Below are 20,743 nucleotides of genomic sequence, written 5' to 3' on the forward strand. Positions count from 1 at the left end.
TTTCAGCGGTCGCCCACCCCCAGGCAGCCGAATCGGGCTGTGAACTGAAGGCTCGCTCACCTAGACTTGCCCGGTCCGAGCGCGGTGTGGCGTCACCGGTCGTCCCACAACCATCCTGACCACGGGAGACACCATGCAGGCAGCCCAGACCACGACAGCACCGGTCGACGCCGACGCACCGATCAAGTGGTCGGTGATCGGGCTGCTGCTGGTTGCCGCGTTCACCGTGATCCTCAACGAGACCACGCTCGGCGTCGCGATCCCGCACCTGATGCACGACCTCGACATCAGCGCCCGTACCGCCCAGTGGCTGTCGACCGGCTTCCTGCTCACCATGAGCGTGGTGATCCCGACCACCGGCTTCATCATGGACCGGTTGACCACCCGGCAGGTGTTCCTCACCGCGATGGGGCTGTTCATCGCCGGCACCGTGATCTGCGCGCTGGCCCCCGGCTTCGAGGTGCTGCTCGGCGGACGCGTCGTGCAGGCCAGCGGCACCGCGGTGATGATGCCTCTGCTGATGACCACGATCCTCAACCTGGTGCCGATGCACAAGCGCGGACAGACCATGGGACTGGTCTCGATCTGCATCTCGATGGCCCCGGCGATGGGCCCCACCGTGTCGGGGGTCATCCTGCAGGTCGGCAGTTGGCGCACCATCTTCTGGGTGATGCTGCCGATCGCCATCATCGCCACCGCGCTGGGTTTTCGTTGGCTGACCAATGTCGGCCAGACCCGTCCCACCCCGATCGACCCGGCCTCGATCATCCTGTCGGTGCTCGGTTTCGGTGGCCTGGTCTACGCCCTGAGCCTCGTCGGCCAGCCGGGCCAGACCCTGGCGCTGGCGGTCTGCGGCGTCCTCGCCGTCGTCGCGCTGGCCCTGTTCGTCGCCCGCCAGTTGTGGTTGCAGAAGCACGGCCAGCCGCTGCTCGACCTGCGCATCTTCCTCGAGCACAACTTCCGGGTCTCACTCGGCGTGATGATGCTGTCGTTCCTGGTGCTGATGGGGGTCGCCCTGATCTGGCCGATCTACCTGCAGGACGTGCGCGGGGTGGACGAGGTGACCACCGGCATGATGCTGCTGCCCGGCGGCCTGGCCATGGGCCTGCTCGGCCCGGTGGTCGGACGACTGTTCGACCGCCTCGGCGCTCGTCCGCTGGTCGTGCCGGCGACCGTGGTGATGGCGGTGTGCATCCTGACCATGAGCCGGGTCGACGAGACCACCCCGCTGTGGATGCTGGTGACCATGCACGCGGTGCTGTCGCTGTCGCTGTCGTTCATGTTCACCCCCTGCTTCACCGCCGCCCTGAACGCCACGGCTCCCCGGCTCTACGCCCACGGGTCGGCCGGTCTGGGCACCCTGCAGCAGGTCGCCGGCGCCGCCGGTGCCGCGCTGCTGATCACCGTGATGGAGGCCACCCAGCGCTCGCAGGTGGCCGCCGGTATGGCCGCACCGCAGGCGCTGATGAACGGTGTGAGCCACGCGTTCCTGCTGGGTGCGGCGCTGTCACTGGGTTCACTGGTGCTCGGGCTGTTGATCCGCCGGCAGAGCCCCACCGGCGACCGGCCGCCTGCCGCAGCGCACTGAACGAGGCAGGCTGCGCGGGGCGCAGGTTCGTCCCCCCCGAACGCGGACGATCTCAGGCTGGTCGCGTCCCCGGGCGGACGAACACCCACAGGTGCACGGCGGCGACCGCCATCGTCACCGCAGCCGCGAGCATCAGGGCCGGTACGCCCCAGTTGTCGAGCAGCCCGCCGCCGATGGCGGTGGTGATCGCGAACGACAACTGCACCAAAGCGACCTGAAGGCCTCCCATCGCCTCGGCCTGCTCGGGCACCGCCCGGGTGATCCAGGTCGACCAGCAGACCGGGATCATCGCGAACGATGCCGCCCACACCATCAGCACCGGGATCGTGGTGGGGATGCCCAGGCTGGCCCAGATCATCACGACCGCCAGCACCGAGATCAGGGTGACGGCGGTGACCATGGTGACCATCAGGTTGCGGCGGATGAAGCGGCCGGACAGCGTCGTCCCGATCAGGCCCGCGATGCCCGACAGCAACAGCAGCACCGAGACCCAGCTCACCTGCCCGCCGGTGGCCCGGTCGAGCACCGGACGGGTGTAGGCGAAGAAGAAGCGCTGCCCGCCGAAGGTGAGGATGATGCCGATCATGCCCATCAGCACGACTCGCTTGCGCAGCAGACCCAGCATCGACCCGATTCGCAACTGGGTGGTGGCGGGCAGCGACGGCAGCGTGAAGAACTGGATGACCAATCCCAGCAGCGCCAGAGCGGCGACCGCCCAGAAGACGCCTCGCCAACCGACCGACTCGGCCAGCAGGCTGCCCAGCGGCGGGGCGACCAGACCAGCGATCGCTGTGCCGGCGAACACCACTGACAAGGCCTTGGGCACCATCAGCGGCGTTACCAGCCTCATCGCCAGGGCCGCAGTCATCGTCCAGAACACACCGATGGCGACACCGAGCAGCGCCCAGCCGACGACCAGCCCGGCCAAGCCGGAGGCGTTGGCCACCACCACGCTCGAGGCGACCTGGATGGCGGCGATGATCAGCAGCAGGTAGCGCCGGTTGAGCGAGCGGATCACCAGGGGTCCGAGCAAGCTGGTCAACACGGCGCTGACCGCCAGGGCGGTGAGGGCCTGACCGACCGACCCTGCGGTCGCGCCGACGTCGTCCCCGATCGGGGTGAGCACAGCGATCGGCATCATCTCGGCGGCGCTCACAGCAAAGGCTGCCAGCGCCAGCGCCCAGACGGCCTTCCACTGGGGTGCCGCTTCTGGCTCGGTGGGGCCGACGATTTGCTCGACCCTCGGTATTCCACCCACGTGCACAGCCTAGGGTTCAGCGCACCCCCTGGGGCATCGGGGTTGATCAAACCGAATCAGGATTCAGTGGGGGATTGGCAGGCCTCACCAGGAAGTGGATGTGCACCGCGGCGAGGGCCATGATCACGGCCGTCCCGACCAGTATTCCAGAGACACCCGAGCGGTCGACGACGACGCCACCCAGGCCCGAGGCGACGATGAACGCCAACTGGATGATGGCCACCTGCAGCCCTCCGGCGCTCTCGGCATGGTCGGCCACGGCGCGAGTGATCCAGGTCGACCAGCCGACCGGGATCATGCCGAAGGCCACCCCCCAGAAGAACAGCACCGGGATGACGCTCAGCCAGTGTTGGCTGGCGGGAATCATCACCAGCGCGAGCACCGCGATTGTGGCCGAGGCCACCGTCATCGTCCGATTCATGTTGCGCGAGTGCAGTCGTCCCGACCGGGTGGTGCCGATGAAGCTGGCCACGCCGAACAGCAGCAACAGCCCCGAGATCAGCCCGACGCGTGAATTGGTGGCCTGGTCGAGCATCGCGCGCACGTAGCCGAAGAAGAACCGGTGCCCACCGAAGGTGAGCATGATGCCGGCCAGGCCGGCCAGCACCGCGGGGCGCCGCAGCAGCACGACGAAGGTGCCCAGGTTCGCCCGGGTCTGGGGTGGCATCGAGGGCAGGCTGGGCAACTGGATCGACAGCGCGACCACACTGAGCGCGGTGGCGGCCCAGAACACCCCGCGCCAGCCGATCACGCCTCCGAGCAGGCTGCCCAGCGGCGCGGCGGCGATGCCGGCGACCGAACTGCCGCCGAAGACGATGGCCAGGGCCTTGGGCACGTCGACGGTGGGGACGAGCCGGAGCGCGAGTGCGGCCGACATCGACCAGAAGCCGCCAACGGCGATGCCGACCAGCACCCGTCCGACCAGAACGGTGGCCAAGTTCGGCGCCAGGGCCATGATCAGGTTGGCGATCACCTGCAGCACGGTGAGCGAGAGCAGCAGGATGCGCCGGTCGAGGTTGCGGGTGAGCACGGCGACGGTGAGCGCGGCGACCGTGGCCGAGATGGCCGAGGCGGTCAGCGCCTGCCCGGCCATGCCGGTGGTGACGTTGAGTCCTTCGGCGATCGGGGTCAGGATCGCGACCGGCAGGTTCTCGGTGGTCGACAGGCTGGCCACACCCAGCGACATCGCCCAGACCGCCACCCAGGGGGACCGTTCCTTGGCTGCTGGCGACGACGGTGTGCTCACAGCGCACACGCTAGTGAACAGGACCGGCCCGATGGCAGGTGACCGCGTTACTCCCCTGGCTCGTCGAGTACGAGCGAGGTAGCGGCGCCCACATTCGTCCACTCGGTCGCAGACACCTCGCGATGATGATTGGCTTGTGGGTGACGCCCGACCTCGTCCTGGGGCGGGCAGGTACCTGACACCGTTTGAGGAGTCCCCCCATGAAGATCGCCGTCATCGGCGCTGGCCAGTTCGGCCCCACTTTCGCCAACCTCTGGAAGCTGCACCCCGACGTGGACGAGGTCTGGATCACCGACCGGGTGCCCGGCCGGGCCGAGGCGGCTGCTGAGAAGCTCGGTCTCGACGGAGTGTTCGCCAACGCCGAAGAGGCGATCAACTCCGACGTCGACGGCGTCGCGGTGATCACCCAGCGCTGGCTGCACCACGAGACCGTCATTCCCGCGCTGGAGAACGGCAAGCACGTCTACTGCGCCGTGCCGATGGGCATCACCGTCGACGAGATCAAGCGCACCTGCGAGCTGGTCGAGCAGACCGGCCTGACCTACATGATGGGCGAGACCAGCTGGTACTACCCGCAGACCATCTACGCCCGCAAGGCGATCGCCAACGGTGAGTTCGGCCGCATCTTCTACGCCGAGGGCGACTACGTGCACGACATGGACAACGGCTTCTACGCCGCCTACCAGTACTCCGGTGGAGAGAACTGGAAGCAGACCGCCTCCTACCCGCCCATGCTCTACCCCACCCACGGCCTGGGTGGCGTGCTCGGCGCGTGGCCGACCCACCTCACCTCGGTGAGCACGATCGGCGTCCACGACGACCGCGGCGACGGCGTCTTCGACAAGGACGTGTCGCTGTGGGGCAACGACTTCTCGAACATGTCGTCGCTGTACGAGACCGCCGACGGCGGTGTGGTGCGCCACAACGAGTTCCGTCGCGTCGGGCACCCGGGCAAGGCCAACGAGTCGCGCTACCGCTACTACGGCACCGAGGGTGTCATGGAGCAGGCGACCACTGGCACCAGCCGCACCACCCGTGACGACTACGAGGACATCACCGAGCTGATGCTCACCAACGAGCGCCACCTGCCGCTGGGAGTCGAGGTCGAGGGCCTCGATCCCGAGCTGCTGCACTCGTTCGTCTCGGGCACCTCGCGGGTGCACGACCGCAGCCGCCTGCCCAAGGAGTACGAGGGTGCTCCCAACGGTCACGAGGGTTCGCACCACTACCTCGCCGACGACTTCGTCAAGGCGATGAAGGCTGGCAAGCAGCCCCCGATCAACGCCTGGGTGGCAGCTCGCCTGACCATTCCTGGCATCGTCGCTCTCGAGTCGGCCCGTCAGGGTGGCGCTCGCCTGCCGATCCCCGACCTGGGCGACTGCCCGCTCGAGATCCTCGACACCAATGCCTGACCGTCCTCCTACGCCACACTCCACCCCCTTGCGCTGAGGCACACCTTGTTGCGCGAGGCACAGGCAATTGCTTGTGCCCCACGCAGCACGGTGTGCTTCAGCGGGGGGGTCAGGACGATGGCGCAGGGGTGAACTGACCCAGCACAGGTCGAGGTCGTCGACGGCCTCCAGCGCCTCGTTGCCGGGCAACTCCGACCCGTGCACCCGCTGCAACCGGGTGACGTCGCCACCCTCCTCGTCCACGGTGATGCACAGCGATGGATTGAGCGCTGACAAGGCATCACACAGCACTCGAGTGGTGGCGAGGTCTGGGGTGTTCATCGCGAACAGGCAGACGGCGCCGAGTCCGTCGCGCAGGTGCGCTTCGAGCCAGCTGGGCACCGTCGTGCCGTGGAAGCCGGGCATCAGCACACCCAGCGCCAGCCGCCTGAGGTCGAGGTCGGTGTCAGCCATGAGCCGATCATGGCAGGGTGGGGCTGGACAGTCGCTGAGGAGCCCGATGGACGACAACACCGACGCTCACCTGAGCGACCAGGTACGTGAGCTGCTGACCGCTGCGACCACCGACGGACGAACGCCCGGCGCGGTCGCTGCGATCGCCGTCGATGGCCGACTGGTCTGCCAGGTCGCTGCCGGGGTACTGGCCACGCATGGCGATCATGGTGAGCCGCTGCCTGCTTCAGCGCTCCAGCCAGCAACGCTGGGCACCCGGTTCGACCTGGCCAGCATCACCAAGTTCTTCAGTGCGATCACCCTGCACGTGCTCGTCGAACGCGGCGTGCTCGGTTGGGACGAGCCGATGGCTGCGTTCCTGCCCGAGTGGGGCTCGGGAGATCGCGCCCGGGTGAGCCTTCGGATGTTGCTCACCCACACCTCGGGTCTGCCCGACATCTGGGCCGGCTGGCGCGCACCGTTGGACGAGTGGGTTGCCGATCACCCGGGCGAGGTGGCGGTCGGCTGGCCCGGTCCGCCGCGCGATGTGATGGTCGAGAGCCTCGTCCGCACCCCGCTCGAAGACCCACCACTGACCACCTGGCGCTACTCGTGCGCCGGCTACAACACCGCGATGCTGCTGGCCGAGGCCGCGACCGGACGAGCCTGGGCCGACCTGGTCGAGTCGCTGACACTTGAGCCACTGGGGCTGTGGGGTCGGATCACCTTCACCCCCGAGGCGGACGAGACTGCGGCCACCGAGGTGGTTCCGGGACGAGGCGCCACCCGTGGCCAGGTGCACGACGAGGCGTCGTGGTCAATGGGTGGCGCCAGCGCCAACGCCGGGTTGTTCGGTGACGCACTGTCGCTGCTCCAGGCGGCCGAAGCGCTGCGGTTGGACCAGCTGCCGTGCTCGTCCGAACCGCTGTGGAAGAACCAGCTGCCCGCGCTGCTGGGACGAGACCTCTGCGACCCGGTGGAATCGCCGTGGGGCCACTCGATGGGGTTGCGGATCGGACAGCAGAGTTGGATGGGTGATCGTGGTGGCCAGGCACGTGGGCACGCTGGGTTCACCGGCACCTCGTTCCTGGTCGACCGCGAGGCAGGGCTGTCGGTGGTGCTGCTGACGAACCGGGTGCACCCCAGTCGCGACGGCGACATCGTCCACACGCTGCGGGCTGCCGTGGCCGAGGCCGCGTACCTGCGGCTGATCGAGTAGCCCGCGAGGCACGAGCGGGCGTGTCGAGATCACCTGCGACGGGGGGATCTCGACACGGGGCTCGTTCCTCGCCCCTACTCGATCAACCAGACAGCGAGGGCATCGCCCCTACTCACGCCTCAGTTCGTGGCGGGCTCGGCCTTCGCGCTGGCGGGACGCACGACCACGGTGTCACCCTCGGCGTGGGCCTCGAGGGTCGGGTGCTCGTCGTCCTCCTCGTGCTTCTTCTTGCCGAACGGCAGGAAGTGGATGATCGCGACCACGATCGCGCCGACCACCAGGCCCAGCACGAAGCTGAAGAAGGTGTTGGTCAGCCAGGCCAGGAAGCCGCCCAGCGGACCGGTGGCGTCACCGACGGCCACCTCGAGGTGGTGCACCCAGTCGTAGAGCACCGGCCAGCCGAGGTCCTTGATGCCGACCAGCAGGATGTGCCCGCCGACCCAGAGCATGGCGACCACACCGACCACCGACAGCACCGCGAGCAGCTTGGGCATGCCCTTGACCAGGCCGTTGCCGAGCTTCTTGCTGAAGTCGGAGTCGTTGAGGGTCATCCGCAGGCCGATGTCGTCCATCTTCACGATCAGGGCGACCACGCCGTAGACGCCGATGGTGATCGCGATCGCCACCACGATCAGGATCAGAGCGCGGTTGAGGATCGGCTCCTCGGCGACCTCGTTGAGCGCGATCACCATGATCTCCGACGACAGGATGAAGTCGGTGCGGATGGCGCTGGAGGTCATCGCCTTCTCGTGGTCGGCGCCCTTCATCGGCACCGGCTTCTTGTGGCCCTCGTGGCCGCTCAGCTTCTCCCACAACTTCTCGGCGCCCTCGAAGCTCAGGTAGGTGCCACCGAGCATCAGGAGAGGGGTGAGCAGCCAGGGCACGAACTGCGACAGCAGCAGCGCCACCGGCAGGATGAACAGCAACTTGTTGACCATCGAGCCCTTGGCGATCTTCTTGATCATCGGCAGCTCGCGGGCGGGGGTCATCCCCGTGACGTAGCGAGGGGTGACCGCGGCGTCGTCGACGACCACGCCCGCGGCCTTGGCCGAGGCCCGGCCGGCGGCGGCGCCGATGTCGTCGACCGAGGCGGCCGCCAGCTTCGCCATCGCGGCGATGTCGTCCAACAGGGCAGCCAGACCGCCGCTCATGGGTTCCTCCGACAGGGTTGGGGGTGCACAGGCACTCCAGAGTAAGGGCAGGCCAGCCCTGCTCGCGCCTCAGCGCTGCACGCGTCGCAGGGTGAAGCCGCTGATCTCGGGCGAGATGGTGAAGGCACCGTCCCACTGGTTGTTGTGGAACATCAGCGAATCGCCGCCTGTGCGATCGATGGTGAAGCCCATCGCTGGCAGGTGCCTGGTGAGGTGCTCGAGCACGGCGCGGCCGTCCTCGGCGCTGAACAGGGCGGTCACCACGTTGGGCTGGTCGACCCGGCGGGTGATCGAGATCCCTCCGGGCAGCGTGAAGCCCACCGGGGCGTTCTGGAACCCCATGTCACTCAGCGCCATGCCCGGTGCCGGGGTCGTGGTGGGTGTCGGCGAGGGCGATGGATCGACGACGGCGGGGGCAGCACCGCACCCGGCGAGGGCGACGAATGCCACCCCCGCCGTCAGCAGGGCACGCCTCGTCCGATCCACGGCGCCCAGCCTAGAGGGCAGCCGGTGATGGTTTCGTGCCACGCGATGGCGCCAAGAGCCCCGAATCGCCCCGATTCGGCGATCGCGTGGCACGAAACCATCACGCGAACCTCGGCACTCTCACCCGCTGACTCCACCAGCGAGTCGCCACCGGTCGCCCTAGACTCTGGCCGGGAGGCAATGACGCCTCACAACGGGCCACACCGGTCGTGGGAGGGAACTGTGTCAGAGATCACCAAGGTCCTGATCGCCAATCGAGGCGAGATCGCCGTGCGGGTCATCAGGGCCGCCGCCGATGCCGGCATCGCCAGTGTGGCGGTCTATGCCGACTCCGACTCCGACGCACTGTTCGTCAAGCTCGCCGACGAGGCCTTCGCGCTCAACGGCGCCACCCCCGCCGAGAGCTACCTCAACGTCGACAAGATCCTGGCGGTGGCCGAGCGCTCCGGTGCCGACGCCATCCACCCCGGCTACGGCTTCCTGGCCGAGAACGCCGACTTCGCTCAGGCCGTGATCGACGCCGGGCTGACCTGGATCGGTCCCCCGCCGGCTGCCATCGAGGCGCTCGGCGACAAGGTCAAGGCCCGCCACATCGCCCAGAAGGTCGGTGCCCCGCTGGTGCCCGGCACCCCCGACCCGGTCGCCGGTGCCGACGAGGTGACCGCCTTCGCCCAGCAGCACGGGCTGCCGATCGCGATCAAGGCGGCCTACGGCGGCGGCGGCCGCGGCCTCAAGGTCGCCCGCACCATGGAGGAGATCCCCGAACTGTTCGAGTCGGCCACCCGCGAGGCGGTGACTGCGTTCGGACGCGGTGAGTGCTTCGTCGAGCGCTACCTCGACAAGCCGCGCCACGTCGAGACCCAGTGCCTGGCCGACTCCCACGGCAACGTCATCGTGGTCTCGACCCGTGACTGCTCGCTGCAGCGCCGCCACCAGAAGTTGGTCGAGGAGGCGCCTGCCCCATTCCTGTCCGACGACCAGATCGCCACCCTCTACTCGTCCTCGAAGGCGATCCTCACCGAGGCCGGCTACATCGGGGCCGGCACCTGCGAGTTCCTGGTCGGCCTCGACGGGACGATCAGCTTCCTCGAGGTCAACACCCGCCTGCAGGTCGAGCACCCAGTCTCCGAAGAGGTCACCGGCCTCGACCTGGTGCGCGAGATGTTCCGGATCGCTGCCGGCGAGGAACTCGGCATGGACGACCCGCAGGTGCGCGGACACTCGATCGAGTTCCGGGTCAACGCCGAGGACGCCGGCCGCAACTTCATGCCTGCACCCGGCACCCTGACCACCTGGCACGCCCCCAGCGGACCGGGGGTGCGGGTCGACGAGGGCTACCACGTCGGCATGACAGTGCCCGGCTCGTTCGACTCGCTGGTCGCCAAGATCATCGTCACCGGCGCCACCCGCGAGCAGGCCCTGCAGCGCTCCCGCCGAGCACTCAGCGAGACCGTGCTCGACGGCATGCCGACAGTGCTGCCCTTCCACCAGGCCGTGCTGCTCGACCCCGCCTTCACCGCCGAGAACGGGTCGTTCGACGTGCACACCCGCTGGATCGAGACCGAGTTCGACGGCGGCATCGAGCCCTACCACGGCACCCTGGGCGAGGCCGAGGACGAGGGTGAGCGCCAGCGCGTGGTGGTCGAGGTCAACGGACGACGCCTGGAGGTCACCCTGCCCGCCAGCCTCGGCGGCGGGGTGCGGCCGGCAGCCTCGTCCACGGCGAAGAAGCCCACCAAGCGTGACCGTGGTGGCGCCAAGGTTGCCGCCCCCTCGGGCAACTCGCTCACCGCGCCGATGCAGGGCACCCTGGTCAAGGCTGCCGTCGCCGAGGGCGACCACGTCAACGAGGGCGACCTGGTCGTCGTGCTCGAGGCGATGAAGATGGAGAACCCGGTCACCGCGCACCGCGCCGGGGTGATCACCAACCTCAACGCCACCCCCGGCCAGGCCGTCGGCAGCGGTGACCTGATCTGCGAGATCGTCGACGCCGAGTCCTGAACGAGCCTCGTCCCCACGCGGGCGAACCTGAATCTTCTGCAAGAACGCTCTCAGGAACCCGACATTTGCTGGTGACATGACGATTGTCATGGCAAGACTGGGCAGGTGCTGTACGCCGTGGTCGTTGGTGGACTGCTGCTCCTGGGGTTCGTGATGTTCCAGGCGTGGCGCCACGACAGGGACATGCGCGCCGAGCATCAGGTACTGGAGAACCAGACGTCGTCCTCACGACTGGCCTGCGAGTCGGATCTCACCCGATTCCGCAACGATGTCGAGCAGGCCGCCCCGCTGGATGAGTTGGGCGAGTGGGTCGACGAGGACTGGTCGGCCGCCAAGGCCGCCCTCTCCCGTGCCGAGGATGCCTTGGCGCGCGCTGCGTCGTCCCCGCAACCGGTGGCCTCGCTCGAGAAGGTGACCTTCGCACTCGAACAGGGACGAGCCGCGCTGGCGCGCGTGCAGGCAAACCTCGTCGGCGACGAGCCCCACGACGCCCCGCCGTGCTTCTTCAACCCCAACCACGGCCCCAGCAGCACCACGGTGAGCTGGACGACCGCCGATGGAACCAGGGTGCGAGTGCCCTCGTGCGGTGCGGACGTCCTGCGCATCCAGTCCGGGGCCGACCCCTACTGGCGCACCGTCGCCGTGGACGACCTGCGGCTGCCCTGGTGGCAGGCCGGTGCCAACGGCGCCCCGTGGGCCCGTGGCTGGTTCGCCCGCTGGCACAACCATCCGCTGATGGCCTCGATGGTGCAGGCCGCGCCGGTGTTGCGCCGGGACGAGGCCCGCGAGGTCTCCCGCGCCGCCTGAGGCGAGCGCTCCACCAGGTCTGGCGAACCTCCGCCTCAGAACGTGGTGGCAGGCCGGGCGTGCAGGTGCAACTGCCTGGCCGCCTCGGCCACCGAACCGGTCAGTGACGGGTACACCGTGAAGTCGTGGCTGAAGCTGTCGACGTCGATCCGCTCGGCGACTGCCACCGAGATGGCGTGGATCAACTCACTGGCGTGCGGGGCCACCACCACTCCCCCGACGATGATGCCGGTGATCGGCAGGCAGTAGAGCTTCACGAAACCGTCGCGCAGCCCCTGCATCTTGGCCCTCGCGTTGCCTGACAACGGCAGGGTGACCGCCTTGATCTCGGCACCCAACTCGCCCGACTCGACCTGGGCCTGGGTGACGCCGACGGTGGCGATCTCGGGTGAGGTGAACACGTTGGACGACACCGTGCGCAGGTCGAGCCCGCTCACCGCGTCGCCCAGCGAGTGCCACATCGCGATCCGGCCCTGCATGGCCGCCACCGAGGCGAGCGCGAACACCCCGGTGCAGTCGCCGGCGGCGTAGATGCCGCGCGCCGTGGCGCGCGAGACGGTGTCGGTGACGATGTGGCCGCTCGGCGTGAGCTCGACCCCGGCCTCCTCCAGACCGATGCCGGCGGTGTTGGGGATCGACCCGACCGCCATCAGGCAGTGCGAGCCCCGCACCTCGCGACCGTCCTCGAGGGTGACGACCACGCCGTCGCCCTCGCGCCGTGCCGCAACCGCCCGGGAGCGCGACATGACCTCCATGCCGCGCCGCTCGAACACGTCCTGCAGCACCTTGGCGGCGTCGGCGTCCTCACCGGGCAGCACCCGGTCGCGTGAGCTGACCAGCACCACGTCGACGCCGAGTTGGTCGTAGGCCGAGGCGAACTCCGCACCCGTGACGCCCGAGCCGACAACGATCAGCCGCTCGGGCAGTGCGTCGAGGTTGTAGACCTGCTTCCAGTTCAGGATCCGCTCGCCGTCGCAACGGGCCGTGTCGAGTTCGCGCGGGGTCGTGCCGGTGGCGACCAGGATGACGTCGGCGTCCAGGCGTTCCTCGGTGCCGTCGTCGTGGGTGGCGACCACGGCGTTGCTGCCGTCGACTCGTCCACTGCCCTTGATCACCCGCACGCCCTCGGCCTCCATCTTGGCGGCGATGTCGGACGACTGGGCCAGGGCCAGGTCGAGCACGCGCGCGTTGACCACCGCCAGGTCGACGTGCACCGACGAGGCGACCCCGGCGTCCTCACCGGTGTCGCGGATGGTCAGACCGAGTTCGGCGGAGTTCTCCATGGTCGCCATCACCTCGGCGGTGGCGATCAGGGTCTTCGAGGGCACGCAGTCGGTGAGCACCGCCGCGCCGCCGAGGCCATCGCGTTCGACGATGGTCACCTCGGCACCGAGTTGGCGGCCCACCAGCGCCGCTTCGTACCCGCCGGGGCCACCACCAAGGATCACGACACTGGTCACGCGTCGACTCTATCGGCCAGTGCCGCGGCGGGGCTGGGCTCAGCCGTCGATGGTGCGACGTCGGTAGCCCACGGCTCCCACGGCGACCAGCACGACGGCCAGTCCCCACTGGACCAGGCGCGCGGTCAGGTCGTCACCGGTCTCGGCCGGCCGTGCGACCAGGTGGTCGAACGGGGACGACCAGCGCACCCACTGTGGCCAGTCGAGCAGTTCGGCGAAGTAGAGCACCACGCCGCACCAGATCACCAGCAGCCACAGCAGCCACGACGCCCTCGGCAGCCAGCCCACCAACACCGCAGCCACGCCAATCACCACCGCCAGCGCCGACCACTGCTGCACCGATGCCACGACGATGTCGCCGAACAGGGCCCGCTCACCGGTCACCTGCACCGCCGTACCACCCACCGCCAGGCCGAACGCGAGCGTGGTCACTGCGGCAGTCAGGGCTGCGACCGCCACCCCGGCCAGGTACCAGCCCAGCCGCGTGGTGCCTCCGCTGAGCAGCGGTGCGGTCCGTCCGGCGGTCTCGTCGCTGAGCATGCGGGTGAGCGCCTGACCAGCCGGAACGCAGCACACCACGGCCACCAAGGCGACCAGGATGGCGGCGAACAGCCGTACGCCACCGGCCTGGGCGGCCTCGGGCATGAAGTCGATCAACAGCGGCATCTGGGTGAGGAACTCCTCGGCATCACCGAGCACCGGCCCGTAGACCAGCCCGAACACCACCAGTCCGACGGCCCAGCCGATCAGCACCCCGCGGTGCAGTCGCAGGGCAAGGCCCACGGGGTGTGGCAGCGCCGAGGTGGCCTGGGCTCGTCCCGGTCGAGGGGGGCGAAGGGCTGCCCCCAGGTCGCGACTGGCGCTGACCGCCAGCCCTACGAGCGCGAGCAGCACCGCCACTGCCACCCCGATCACCAGCGGCCACCACCGGTCGAGGTGCCAGGGGTAGCTGCGCTGGGCCCAGCCCAGGGGTGAGGTCCACGCCAGCCAACTGGCACCCGGTGAGACGTCGGCGACACCTCGCAGCAGGAAGCTCGCGGCGAGCACCGCCGAGGCCATCGCGTTGGCGGCCCGGGCGGTCGAGGCCAGTTGCACGGCCACTGCTGCAACGCCGGCGAACACCAACCCGACCATGCCGACCGCCGCTCCGTAGACCGCAGACCCGGCCAGGTCGATGCTGGGCTCACCCACGGCCAGCAATACCCCGGTCATCACCACCGCGATCACCACGTTGAACGCCACGGCGACGGTGAGTCCTGCCAGCAGCGGCACGTGGCGTCCGACCACACCCGACAGCAGCAACTCGGTGCGGCCGGACTCCTCCTCGGCGCGGGTGTGCCGGGTGACGACCATGATCGAGCCGATGGCGACGGCCACTGCCATCACGACCAGGGTCTCGTGGCCGGTCATGATGCCCCAGTGGTAGTCGTGACCGTGGTAGATCCGCCCCACCAGGAAGGTGCTGCCGGGGTTGTCGAGGGTGAGTGCGGCCCCGGCGCGTGCGGCCTCGTCGGGGTAGAGGGTGACCAGGCTGGTCACCAGCAGCACCATCATTGCCCCGAGCCCGATCACCGTGGCCAGCAGCCGCACCCGGTCGCGGCGCAGCGCCACCGCGGTGGCGTAGCCCCAACCCTGCGTGCCGCTCATCGGCGCGCGCCCGAGCCGGCGTCGGCGACGTAGTGGCGCAGGAACAGGTCCTCAAGGCTCGGCGGTTGGGTGACCAGTTCGACGATGCCCGCGCCATGGGCGCGACCGACCACCTCGTCCAGGTGCTCGGCGTCGACCGAAAACGACCAGGCCCGGTCGTCGTGGGTTGGGTCGTCCTGACGAGGGTCGTGGACGCCGGCCAGCCCGGTCGGGTCGAACGCGTCGCGGGTGCGCACCCGCACGCTGCTGCGGGTCAGGTGGCGCAGTTCGGCCAGCGACCCCGATTCGACCAGGCGGCCCGCGCGGATGATCGAGATCTGGTCGCACAGTCGCTCGACCTGGGCCAAGGTGTGGCTCGACAGCAGCACGGTGCGTCCCTGCTGGCGCTCGTGCTCGATGCAGCCGGCGAACACCGACTCCATCAGTGGGTCCAGCCCCGAGGTGGGTTCGTCGAGGACGAGCAGTTCGGCCTCGCTGGCCAGTGCCGCGACCAAGGCCACCTTCTGCCGGTTGCCCTTGGAGTAGGTACCGGCCTTCTTGGTCGGGTCGAGTTCGAACGCCTCGACCAGTTCGGCCCGGCGCGTCGGGTCGACGCCACCGCGCAACCGCGACAGCACGTCGATGCACTCCCCGCCGCTGAGGCTCGGCCACAACGACACGTCGCCGGGCACATAGGCCATCCGGCGGTGCAGGCTCACCGCGTCGTGCCACGGGTCGGCCCCCAGCACCCTGACGTGGCCACCGTGGGCGCGCAGCAGTCCGAGCAGGATGCGGATGGTGGTCGACTTGCCCGCGCCGTTGGGGCCGAGGAAGCCGTGTACCTGCCCGCGCTGCACCTGCAGGTCGAATCCGTCGAGGGCCACCACCCGCCCGAAGCGGCGGTGCAGTCCCTGTGCGTCGATCACTGAGTCGGTCACCACTCCATGGTGCACCATTTTCGACGAGTGTCGCAAACGCTACGATGTCATCCATGGCGGACTCGACCAGGCAGCGGCTGCTCGATGCTGCGCTGACGCTGACCCAGGACGAGGGCCTGCACGCGGTCACCCACCGCACCGTCGAGGAGCGCGCCGGGGTCGCCCGCGGCTCGACCCGCTACCACTTCGGCACCCGTGACGGACTGGTCGCCGCCCTGCTCGCCCACGTCGCCGAACTCGACCAGGCCGACATCGTCGAGGCCATCTCGCGGGTGGCAGGCCCAGCAGGACTCGATGCCCTCGCCGTACTGACCCCCGAGCAGCAGAACCTGGCCATGCAGCAGATCACTGCGGTGATGCTCGAGGACCCGCGCCGACTGCTGGCCCGCTTCGAGCTCTACCTGCACGCTGCCCGCCACCCAGAACTGGCCGACCAGGTCGCCCAGTGGCGCGAGGGGTTCGTCGCCATCGGCGCCCCGCACCTGGCTGCGGTCGGTGCCGCCGACGGTTCGGCAGCCGCCCGGCTGGTGATCGCCTCGATGGAGGGCCTGATGCTGCACGCGCTCTCGTCCCCCCACCCCGACTTCGTCCGATGGGGACCGGAGTGGACCGGTCTGCTGGGAGTCGCCGCCAGCCTGCTCGGCTCGGCGAATGCTCCCCTACAGTGGCCACGTGAACCCTGATCCGTACGCCCTGGCCACCGAGGCCGCCGAGCACGTCCGCACTGCCCTGGGGATCGAGTCCGCCGACCTCGCGCTCGTCCTCGGATCGGGGTGGAAGGAGGCCACCGACCGGCTCGGTGACCCGATCGGACGCATCGACTTGGCCGAGCTGCCCGGGTTCCACGCCCCGGTGGTCGCCGGCCACGGCGGCGAGCTGATCGCCTTCGGCACCGCTGCCGGCAAGACCGCGCTGGTGTTCACCGGCCGCACCCACCTCTACGAGGGACGAGGCGTCGACGCGGTCGTCCACGGCGTGCGCACCGCCGCGGCGCTGGGCGTGCAGACCCTCGTCCTCACCAATGGCTGCGGCGGACTCGACCCAGCCATCGCCCCGGGCACCCCGGTGATCATCCGCGACCACCTCAACCTCACCGGCGAGACCCCGTTGCGCGGCGCCACCTTCATCGACATGTCGACCACCTGGACGCCGCGGCTGGTCGAGGTCGCCCAGTCCGTCGACCCCACCCTGACCACCGGGGTGTACGTGCAGTTCCGCGGGCCCCAGTACGAGACCCCCGCCGAGGTGCGGATGGCCGGTGTGATCGGCGGCACCTTGGTCGGCATGTCGACCACCCTCGAGGCGATCGCCGCCCGCGAGGCCGGGCTCGACCTGCTGGGCCTGTCGCTGGTGACCAACGCCGCCGCCGGGGTCACCGACGCTCCCCTGGACCACCACGAGGTGATCGAGGCCGGACGAGCCGCAGGCCCCCGCCTGGCCGGACTGGTCGCCGACCTGGTCGCCGTGCTCTGAGAGGATCCCCGCACCATGACCGAGACCCTCGACCAGCAGCTGCGCCACCAGGCGCGCGAGTGGCAGACCGCTGATCCCGACCCGGCCACCGCCGCCGCGCTGGTCGGCCTGCTCGACAAGGCCGATGCAGGTGACCAGGACGCCCTGGCCGAACTGCGCGACGCCTTCGCCGGTCCGCTCACCTTCGGCACCGCCGGCCTGCGCGCCGCCCTCGGCCCGGGGCCCAACCGGATGAACCGGGTCGTGGTCAGCCAGGCCGCCGCCGGGTTCGCCCGCTGGCTGCGCGACCAGGGCCACAGCGGCGGACGCGTGCTGATCGGCTACGACGCGCGCTACAACTCCGACGTGTTCGCCCGCGACACCGCCGAGATCATGGCCGGCCACGGCTTCGAGGCGATGGTCACCGACCAGCGCACCCCCACCCCGGTGGTCGGCTTCGGCATCAAGCACTTCGGCGCAGCAGCCGCCGTCGTGGTCACCGCCTCGCACAACCCTCCGGCCGACAACGGCTACAAGGTCTACCTCGGTGACGGTTCGCAGATCGTGCCACCGGCTGACAGCAAGATCGCCGACGCCATCGCCCAGGTCGCCGCCACCGGTCTGGAGCAGATCCCGCGCAGTTCGTCCTACACGACCATGGACGACGAACTGGTCGAGGCCTACGTCGCCCGCTGCGCCCAACTCGTCCCCGACCACGCCCCGCGCGACCTGCGCTGGGTCTACACCGCCATGCACGGTGTCGGCACGCGGGTGGTCACCCGTGCGGTCGCCGCCGCCGGGCTGCCCACCGGACTGGGTGTCGCGCAGCAGATCGACCCCGACCCGTCGTTCCCGACCGTGGCCTTCCCCAACCCCGAGGAGCCGGGAGCGATCGACCTGGCGATCAACCTCGCCGAGGCCCAGGCCGCCGACCTCGTGGTGGCCAACGACCCCGACGCCGACCGGTGCGCGGTGGCCTGCGTGGTCGACGGCCGCTGGCGGATGCTCACCGGCGACGAACTCGGTGCCCTGCTGGGTGACGACGCGCTGCGCCGCGGTGTCGAGGGCACCTATGCCTGCTCGGTGGTCTCGTCCACGCTGCTGCCGACGATGGCCCGCGCCGCCGGACGACCGGCCACCACCACCCTGACCGGGTTCAAGTGGATCGGCAGGGTGCCCGACCTGGCCTTCGGCTACGAGGAGGCCATCGGCTACTGCTGCGACTCCGCGTTCGTCCCCGACAAGGACGGCATCACCGCGCTGCTGACCGTGCTGCGGATCGCCGCCGAACTCAAGTCCCAGGGCCTGACCCTGGCCGACCGGTTGGACGAGATCGCGCGCGCCCACGGCGTGCACGCCACCGGACAGCTCTCGGTTCGGGTCGCCGACCTGTCGCTGATCGCCGATGCCATGGCCCGGTTGCGGGCCCGGCCGCCGGCCACCCTGTTGGACGAGCCGGTCACCGTCACCGACCTGGCGTGGCCCACTCCGGGCTCACACCTGCCCCCCACCGACGCTGTCGAGCTGAGCGGCGCCTCGGTGCACGTGGTCGCGCGTCCTTCGGGAACCGAACCCAAGCTCAAGTGCTACCTCGAGGTGCGCATCGACCAGCAGTCGTCCGCCGACGACCTCAGCGCCGCGAAGACGCGGGCGGCCGAGTCGCTCACGCGGCTGCGTCGCGAGATGGCCAGCGCCCTCGGCGTGGACGCCTGAGCCGATGGCGAAGCGCAAGGACTCCACGCGGTCGAAGCGAACCTCGTCGGCGAGGTTGTGGGTGCAGGTGCTGGTCGCACCGCTGCTGTCGTTCATGGCCTTCGGGCTGCTGCTCGCGCTCGGTGCTGGTCCTGAGAAGCATGCCGAACCTCCCCCACCCTCCCCCTCGGACTGGCGGGTCACCCGCTACGACCAGGTCGCCACCCTGGGCCTCGACGGCAGCACCGAGGTCGTGGTGAGCATGAGCTTCAACTTCGGTGAGAGCGGTGGCCGGGGACCGGTACTCACCTTCCCCGAGCGACACATCAGCCCCGGCCATCTGGACCGGTGGCAGAACACGCCGATGGAGGTGCTCGAGGTCACCAGCCCGAGCGGGGCACCCGCGGATCGCAGGGTGACCTCCGAGAACGGCGTGCTCACCCTGCGGATCGGTCGGCAGGAGGAGTTCGTCCACGGCCAGCACGAGTACACCATCCGCTACCGGGTCGAGGGTCTGGTCACCCCGAACCACCCGGCGTCCGGACTGGACGAGTTCAACTGGAACGCGATCGGTGCGGCCTCGACCGTGCCGATCGACGCACCCCGACTCACCCTGGTGCTGCCGGCACAGGTGCAGCGGCTCGGCTGCTTCACCGGTGCCCAGTTCGACCAGCCCTGCGCCACCCCTGCCATCGACGACACCGAGGCCAACGAGAACGGGCAATGGGCGATCGAGGACTGGGAGATCGACGACCTCGGCCGTGGCGAGGGCTGGCAGGTGGTGGCCGGTTTCGCCGCCGGCACCTTCTCACCCGACGTGGCCGCGCGTGAGAGCCGCGTGTACCGGTGGCGGACGATGTTCAGCTCTGACCCGGCACCGCTGCTGACCGCGGTTGCGATCCCCGTGCTGGCCATCGGCACGCACCTGCTCTGGGTCTGGCGGCGTCGCCGGCCCACCGAACGACGCGAGATCGCGGTCCGCTTCGATCCCCCCGGCGGCAGCGGGTCAGGCGGCATCGAGCCCGGAGTGCTCGGGGTGCTGGCCGATGGCGAGGTCAACCCGGTCGACATGGCGGCGAGCATCGTCGACCTCGTCGTCCGACGCCAGGTGCTGATGGACCGCCGCGACCTGGACGACTGGTCGATCAGCCGCGCCGACCGTCAACAGCGTGCGCTGCTGCACCGGTCGACCGACACAGCCCTGGCCAACGCGCTGTTCAGCGTCGGCGAGCCGCTGACCGCGGCACGGTGGGGTTCGAGCAAGGGTGGCCCGGCCCACAACCAACTCCGCAGGTCGCTGGAGACGGCGGCCGGCGTGCACGAGTGGTTCACCCAGCCACCCCAACAGCTCGCCGATCGACTGCGCTCCTGGTACGGCCTGGTGTTCGCCTTCACCCTGGTGATCATCGCCGCACTCAGCTTCGTCGGGTTCGGCTGGGCGGGTCTGGCGATCGGGGTGACCGCGTGGCTGCTGACGCGGCTGCCGGCCCCCTTGCCAAAGTTCACCGCCGGGGGCACTGACGCTTGGTACCAGGCGCAGGGGTTCCGGCTGTACCTGACCACCGCCGAGGGCCCCCAGCTGCGGTTCGAGGACGGTGGGGAGCGCTTCGCCCGCTACCTGCCCTACGCCATGGTGTTCGGCGTGGTCGGGCAGTGGGCTGCCGCCCTGTCACGCGGCGCCCAGGACCCGCAGCGCTACCTGGGTGGTCTGGTGGCAGTCGGTGAAGCGCTCGACTCGCGATCGTTGCGACGGTCGCTCACGCGATCGGTGGACGAGTTCTCGGGCTCGGTGACCACCCCGGTGCACGTGGCCGCGATCAAGGCCCAGGCGGCGATGACCGCTGTCTCGGCGGCGCGTTGGGCGAGCAGCGGCGGCTCGGGCGGGCGCTCGTCCGGGTTCGGCGGCGGGGGCGGTGGCGGCGGCGGTTCCGTGGGCGGTTGGTGAGGTCCGACCCTGCTCCCCGTGGCGCGGTGC

16 protein-coding genes are annotated in these 20,743 nt (G+C 69.8%); 9 read left to right on the forward strand and 7 right to left on the reverse strand.

Annotated elements, in window-relative coordinates:
* The first annotated feature begins 133 nt into the window (after positions 1 to 133).
* Positions 134 to 1,588 (forward strand): MDR family MFS transporter, encoded by a 1,455-nt coding sequence (locus IE660_RS05755; protein WP_203567359.1) that lies wholly within the window; start codon positions 134 to 136, stop codon positions 1,586 to 1,588.
* A 52-nt stretch (positions 1,589 to 1,640) separates the two neighbouring features.
* Here IE660_RS05755 and IE660_RS05760 read toward each other — a convergent pair whose 3' ends face one another.
* Both IE660_RS05760 and IE660_RS05765 read right to left on the reverse strand, forming a co-directional pair.
* The gene (locus IE660_RS05760; protein ID WP_203567360.1) at positions 1,641 to 2,846 is read right to left on the reverse strand and encodes an MFS transporter; all 1,206 of its coding nucleotides are present in this window, start codon (positions 2,844 to 2,846) and stop codon (positions 1,641 to 1,643) included.
* Positions 2,847 to 2,892: 46 nt separating this feature from the next.
* Positions 2,893 to 4,092 carry an MFS transporter gene (locus IE660_RS05765; RefSeq protein ID WP_203567361.1) on the reverse strand — a complete coding sequence of 400 codons (1,200 nt, stop codon included), beginning with the start codon at positions 4,090 to 4,092 and terminating at the stop codon, positions 2,893 to 2,895.
* A 200-nt stretch (positions 4,093 to 4,292) separates the two neighbouring features.
* Here IE660_RS05765 and IE660_RS05770 point away from each other — a divergent pair, with 200 nt between their 5' ends.
* Entirely contained in the window at positions 4,293 to 5,504 is a 1,212-nt protein-coding gene (locus tag IE660_RS05770; RefSeq protein ID WP_203567362.1) for a Gfo/Idh/MocA family protein, read from the forward strand.
* Positions 5,505 to 6,003: 499 nt separating this feature from the next.
* The gene (locus tag IE660_RS05775) at positions 6,004 to 7,155 is read left to right on the forward strand and encodes a serine hydrolase domain-containing protein (protein WP_203567363.1); all 1,152 of its coding nucleotides are present in this window, start codon (positions 6,004 to 6,006) and stop codon (positions 7,153 to 7,155) included.
* A gap of 119 nt (positions 7,156 to 7,274) precedes the next feature.
* On the opposite strand, the gene IE660_RS05780 is transcribed toward IE660_RS05775, so the two are convergent.
* Entirely contained in the window at positions 7,275 to 8,306 is a 1,032-nt protein-coding gene (locus IE660_RS05780; RefSeq protein ID WP_203567364.1) for a DUF808 domain-containing protein, read from the reverse strand.
* Positions 8,307 to 8,375: 69 nt separating this feature from the next.
* Positions 8,376 to 8,792: a hypothetical protein gene (locus tag IE660_RS05785; protein ID WP_203567365.1), complete on the reverse strand. Its 417-nt coding sequence runs from the start codon at positions 8,790 to 8,792 to the stop codon at positions 8,376 to 8,378.
* Between the two features lie 180 nt (positions 8,793 to 8,972).
* On the opposite strand from IE660_RS05785, the gene IE660_RS05790 reads away from it, so the two are divergent.
* Positions 8,973 to 10,793 carry an ATP-binding protein gene (locus tag IE660_RS05790; RefSeq protein ID WP_203567366.1) on the forward strand — a complete coding sequence of 607 codons (1,821 nt, stop codon included), beginning with the start codon at positions 8,973 to 8,975 and terminating at the stop codon, positions 10,791 to 10,793.
* Positions 10,794 to 10,898: 105 nt separating this feature from the next.
* Positions 10,899 to 11,600, forward strand: coding sequence for a hypothetical protein (locus IE660_RS05795; RefSeq protein ID WP_203567367.1), 702 nt, complete (start codon positions 10,899 to 10,901; stop codon positions 11,598 to 11,600).
* A gap of 35 nt (positions 11,601 to 11,635) precedes the next feature.
* On the opposite strand, the gene IE660_RS05800 is transcribed toward IE660_RS05795, so the two are convergent.
* Genes IE660_RS05800 through IE660_RS05810 form a run of 3 tightly spaced genes read right to left on the reverse strand, consistent with a single transcriptional unit; the run spans position 11,636 to position 15,642 of the window.
* On the reverse strand, positions 11,636 to 13,060 hold the full coding sequence (locus tag IE660_RS05800) for an NAD(P)H-quinone dehydrogenase (protein ID WP_203567368.1): 1,425 nt from the start codon (positions 13,058 to 13,060) through the stop codon (positions 11,636 to 11,638).
* 39 nt (positions 13,061 to 13,099) lie between these two features.
* The gene (locus IE660_RS05805; protein WP_203567369.1) at positions 13,100 to 14,707 is read right to left on the reverse strand and encodes an ABC transporter permease; all 1,608 of its coding nucleotides are present in this window, start codon (positions 14,705 to 14,707) and stop codon (positions 13,100 to 13,102) included.
* Positions 14,704 to 15,642 (reverse strand): ABC transporter ATP-binding protein, encoded by a 939-nt coding sequence (locus tag IE660_RS05810; RefSeq protein WP_203567370.1) that lies wholly within the window; start codon positions 15,640 to 15,642, stop codon positions 14,704 to 14,706. The genes IE660_RS05805 and IE660_RS05810 overlap by 4 nt, the downstream gene beginning before the upstream one ends.
* 35 nt (positions 15,643 to 15,677) lie before the next feature.
* Between IE660_RS05810 and IE660_RS05815 the strand changes: the two genes are divergently transcribed.
* Genes IE660_RS05815 through IE660_RS05830 form a run of 4 tightly spaced genes read left to right on the forward strand, consistent with a single transcriptional unit; the run spans position 15,678 to position 20,713 of the window.
* A complete protein-coding gene (locus tag IE660_RS05815; RefSeq protein WP_203567371.1) occupies positions 15,678 to 16,307 on the forward strand; it encodes a TetR/AcrR family transcriptional regulator in 630 nt (209 codons plus the stop codon).
* On the forward strand, positions 16,276 to 17,097 hold the full coding sequence (locus IE660_RS05820; protein WP_203567372.1) for a purine-nucleoside phosphorylase: 822 nt from the start codon (positions 16,276 to 16,278) through the stop codon (positions 17,095 to 17,097). Before IE660_RS05815 ends, IE660_RS05820 begins: the two co-directional genes overlap by 32 nt.
* 15 nt (positions 17,098 to 17,112) lie before the next feature.
* The gene (locus IE660_RS05825) at positions 17,113 to 18,789 is read left to right on the forward strand and encodes a phospho-sugar mutase (protein WP_203567373.1); all 1,677 of its coding nucleotides are present in this window, start codon (positions 17,113 to 17,115) and stop codon (positions 18,787 to 18,789) included.
* Positions 18,790 to 18,793: 4 nt separating this feature from the next.
* Positions 18,794 to 20,713, forward strand: coding sequence for a DUF2207 family protein (locus tag IE660_RS05830; protein ID WP_203567374.1), 1,920 nt, complete (start codon positions 18,794 to 18,796; stop codon positions 20,711 to 20,713).
* Positions 20,714 to 20,743 lie beyond the last annotated feature (30 nt).

Source organism: Aestuariimicrobium ganziense, assembly GCF_015352975.1.
In the GTDB taxonomy this organism is placed as follows: Bacteria; Actinomycetota; Actinomycetes; order Propionibacteriales; family Propionibacteriaceae; genus Aestuariimicrobium; species Aestuariimicrobium ganziense.